Origin of the sequence: Allocoleopsis sp. (genome assembly GCF_036703385.1) — a bacterium.
Taxonomy (GTDB): Bacteria; Cyanobacteriota; Cyanobacteriia; order Cyanobacteriales; family Coleofasciculaceae; genus Allocoleopsis.
Genome location: NZ_DATNPA010000132.1, coordinates 1 through 3970 on the forward strand (window position 1 = coordinate 1; position 3970 = coordinate 3970).

The 3970-nt window shown below is 44.6% G+C and carries 6 protein-coding genes; 3 read left to right on the forward strand and 3 right to left on the reverse strand.

Annotated features, from left to right (window positions below; genetic code table 11):
- A partial coding sequence (locus V6C93_RS06575) for a type I restriction endonuclease subunit R (RefSeq protein WP_333475854.1) occupies nt 1-604 on the reverse strand: 604 nt, incomplete at its 3' end.
- Between the two features lie 156 nt (nt 605-760).
- A complete protein-coding gene (locus V6C93_RS06580; protein WP_333475855.1) occupies nt 761-1408 on the reverse strand; it encodes a type I restriction endonuclease subunit R in 648 nt (215 codons plus the stop codon).
- A gap of 195 nt (nt 1409-1603) precedes the next feature.
- On the opposite strand from V6C93_RS06580, the gene V6C93_RS06585 reads away from it, so the two are divergent.
- Nucleotides 1604-2335: a bifunctional DNA primase/polymerase gene (locus V6C93_RS06585; RefSeq protein WP_333475856.1), complete on the forward strand. Its 732-nt coding sequence runs from the start codon at nt 1604-1606 to the stop codon at nt 2333-2335.
- Nucleotides 2299-3075: a PriCT-2 domain-containing protein gene (locus V6C93_RS06590; protein WP_333475859.1), complete on the forward strand. Its 777-nt coding sequence runs from the start codon at nt 2299-2301 to the stop codon at nt 3073-3075. Before V6C93_RS06585 ends, V6C93_RS06590 begins: the two co-directional genes overlap by 37 nt.
- A 200-nt stretch (nt 3076-3275) precedes the next feature.
- On the opposite strand, the gene V6C93_RS06595 is transcribed toward V6C93_RS06590, so the two are convergent.
- Nucleotides 3276-3554 (reverse strand): helix-turn-helix transcriptional regulator, encoded by a 279-nt coding sequence (locus V6C93_RS06595; protein WP_333475857.1) that lies wholly within the window; start codon nt 3552-3554, stop codon nt 3276-3278.
- Nucleotides 3555-3716: 162 nt separating this feature from the next.
- Here V6C93_RS06595 and V6C93_RS06600 point away from each other — a divergent pair, with 162 nt between their 5' ends.
- Nucleotides 3717-3848, forward strand: coding sequence for a hypothetical protein (locus tag V6C93_RS06600; protein ID WP_333475858.1), 132 nt, complete (start codon nt 3717-3719; stop codon nt 3846-3848).
- Nucleotides 3849-3970: the final 122 nt, after the last annotated feature.

Sequence of the window (3970 nt, forward strand, 5' to 3'; positions counted from 1 at the left end):
CTCGTAAAACCCTAAGCAAATTGTTGTTTTCATCACGAGATATGGCTGTAAACTTGTCGGATAGAGCGTACTGACGCACCTGCTGATTCAGCTTGATAAAAATATAGTCATCCCCAGTTGTTATCATCCCAAAACCAGGCATTTCTGAGTTGGGGTTTGCCATCATATAGGCTAGAGTTTGCGGGAGAGCCTGCAAAACATTAACGTTGAAACGCTTCTCCTCAATGACTACCACCCAGAATTGATTTTGCACCACCACAGCGTCAATGAATCCTTCTAATACCGTGTCTCCATTGCCAATCTCCACTTTCACAAATCTCTCACCTCTGATTTTAAAAGGGAGGTCAAATAGCCCTATTAAATCCAGCAGTGGAGACACCATAATCCTGTCAATTGTACCTTCTGTTATTTCACCGTCTGCTGCATAATAGAGGTATCGATTCTTCAGTCGATTCAGGAATTCTTTTTCGCTATCCGTGATTTCGGGTAAATCCTCACACCATTCTATAAAGAATTGGGTGTCAGCCGTCTGGATCAGATTGAATTTTTCGTGTGCCTCATTCAGGTTAATAATTGCCTTAGTAATTCCAAGTGTTTGAACCATAATTTATCAGCTTTGTGTCTTATATTTTTTATTTTTATTATATAAATTATAATAGTTCAGCAATGAAGTTGCACTTATTCATAACCAAAATGAGTTTGGAATAGCGCTCACCAAAGCAAGAACAAAGATGTAATCGCCTGAGTAGATACTTCCCCTTTATACCTGTAAATACAATCTAATAATTCGCTTCATTACCCGTACAACTCTGTGTAAATTGCTATCTTCATCAGATAGTATTGTAAATTTGTGCGAAAGGTCATACTGACGCACCTGCTGATTTAGCTTGATAAAAATATAGTCTTCACCAGTCGTTATCATGCCAAAACTAGGCATTTCTGAGTTAGGGTTTGCCATCATATAGGCTAAAGTTTGCGGGAGAGCCTGCATAACGCTAAAACCATAACGTTTCGATTCAATTAACACTACCCAGAATTGATTGTGTACAACCAAAGCATTAATAAATCCTTCTAATACGGGTTCCTCTTCGCCTCCGTCTTCAATTTCAACCTTCACAAATTTCTCACCCCGAATCTTAAAAGGTGGGTCACATAGCCCCATCAATTCCAACAACGGAGACACCATAATAATGTTGACCGTACCTTCGGTTATCGCACCATCCGCAGCATAATAGAGGTATCGATTCTTCAGTCGATTCAGAAATTCTTTCTCGCTATCAGTAATTTCTGGTAAATCCTCAAACCATTCTGTGAAAAACTGGGTATCAGCCGTCTGACTTAGATTGAACTTGTCGTGCGCCTCATTCAGGTTAGTAATCGCTTTGGTAATCCCAACTGTTTGAACCATAATTTATCAGCCCTCCATCTTTGCTCATCCTATCTAACGCGCTCATCAAATCGCTCTTCCACTGCTCGAATGTGGGCGCTTCGCCCCAATCTAACCGCAAAAAGCTGCTAGTTTTGATTCCAGAAGCAGGGTAACGCTTAAGAGCAAAGGGCTAGCGCCCAGCCTAGTAGTGGCTTCAACCACAACTGGCTGTTCATGAACCACCATACCCAAAACTTAATAGCCACCCTCAAACATTTGCCGCCTGACTGGCCCCTGGTTCCGACCAAATATAAAAAGCCACTCGGCTACTTTTGGCAAACCAGACCCTTTGTGCCAGGACAACTAATCCAAGGGCTAATCGCAGGTGGTGTAACAGTCTTGGACAAAAATCGGCAACCTTACCACGTCATGCCGACCGGGATTGGACTGCTGACCGGACACCCGATCCAAGGCGGCAGCCAAACCTACTATTTGATGGCACTTGACCAAGACGGAATCAGTGCTTCATTAAAAATACTCGAACTATCAGAGGGGACTGGACTTCCCCACACGATCGCTTTTACTTCTGGGCGACCCGGGCGATGCCAGTATCTTTTTGTCGTTCCAGCTGAAGATACCTCACTACTGAGAACCCGAAAAATCAGCACAGGCAAGGACGAAGCCTTGGAATTGAGGTGGAAGGGTTGTCAATCAATCCTGCCCCCAAGTTTACATCCCACGACTGGGCAATACCGATGGTGCGATGGATGTTCAATTACCACAACCCCAGTGGCTCTAGCCCCATACTGGTTGCTTGCTCTGATGCGAGCGCAAGACGAAACCAAAATCACTTTCAAGCGAAAACACAAACCTACAAAAACTAAGCCAAATCTGGGAAAGCGGAGTCACCAAGAGCGGCAACTACGAAAATACCTAGTCAGGAAAACCAATTCAATTCGGCACTAGAAGTTCTCAAACTCATCTCACCGGAACGAGCTGACGACTACAGAGATTGGATATTAGTCGGTATGGCGCTCAAATCAGTAAGCGAGGAACTGCTTTCTGCCTGGGACGAGTGGAGTCAGCAATCAGCCAAATACAAACCAGGTGAGTGCGGTTATAAGTGGCGATCGTTCCGAGAAAAAGGCGTCACGCTTGGCACTCTCTATTATTTTGCTCGCCTCGATCTGGCTAAAGCTACAGGACAACGGGACGGTAAACTTTTGTCTTCAAGTCACAATTTCGGTGGGTTTGAGAGTCTTGGCAGTGCTAACGCACGAAAGCATTTGAACTTAATCAGATACAAAAAAATGGCTACTACGACACGCGATCGCAAATCTACCAAAACTATCGAAGCTATCGACACTGAAGCCCTAGCCGAGTACAGCACAGACAATTACCATGAGAAGCTCTATGGAACTGTGTACTACACCATCCGCGAACTGCAAGGTTTGTCGGCAAAACGTTCTCTTGGTGAATCCTTCTCCTGGGATGAACTCAAAGTGCGCTTTCAATCAGTCTTTGGCAAAGTCGAGGAGCGCCGCTTCTCTCTTGAGCAACTCTTAGAATATGCTCTACGCAAGTTCGGCAAATCCTTAGAGCAGTTGCTTGAGATTAACGATAAGTCCTGGGAGCGCCGCCGCGAATGGAAAGCGAAAGCCGCTCATCAGAGTCTTTCCGACATGGCTGATGATACTGAGTTCTAACACTCTCACTCCATCCAGTATTCCAGTAGGCACCCCTTCTTTGGGTGTCTACTTTTTTTTAATCTTGCCCAATGAGAACCGTAGCACTGGTATGGCTTCAAGGGTCGTTAATAGTCCACTATCGGGATGAACTGCTCCCCCAACCCAATACAGTCTACGGACACCCTCAGATAGGGTTGTCTACATTGACGGGTTGAACCCTATGACTGCTCCTCTGGCAAACCTGTGTCTATACGCTTCCTTGAGCTGTATGCGCTTTTGTCAAGGAAATATGACAAAGGCTGGTCGTAGATAGCCGCAAAATCACTCAGCTCAACTGGGTCAATGCGGCGTTCCCCAGACTCACATCTGGAAACGTAAGATTGTGGCTGATTAAGGATTTCAGCCACTTCCACCTGTGTCAGACCAGCAGCTCGTCGTGCTGCAACAAGACGCCTGAGAAATTTTCTATACCGTTTAGATCGAGTCTGCCCCCCCATTTCTGGCAGACTATATCTAAGAGTAAAATATGCAAACTTGACATATTGACTGGAGTGTAACCCATGCTGGCAGAACAATTCAGGCTATTAAGGTTTGTCTGGCTGTGGTCATCAGTACTGCGAACAGTCAATTGACGTTCCATACATAGCAGCATGAAATCAATGAAAAAAGTGTTAGTAATTACTGTCTACCGCCAAAAAGCTTTGCAGCTAGGAGCTAACAACTACCTATCAAAGCCAGTGAATTTTGAAAAGTTATTGTCGGCGATCGATGCTCAACTTAAAAAATCCTGAAGGTGAATTTTACCAGATTCAGAAAGCACAATAGCGTCCTACCCTGGCGCAGTCACCGGAACTTAGAAGCGCTATCGCGCCTTGATACATGAGATTAAACGTCAATTAAAAAGGTAATTATC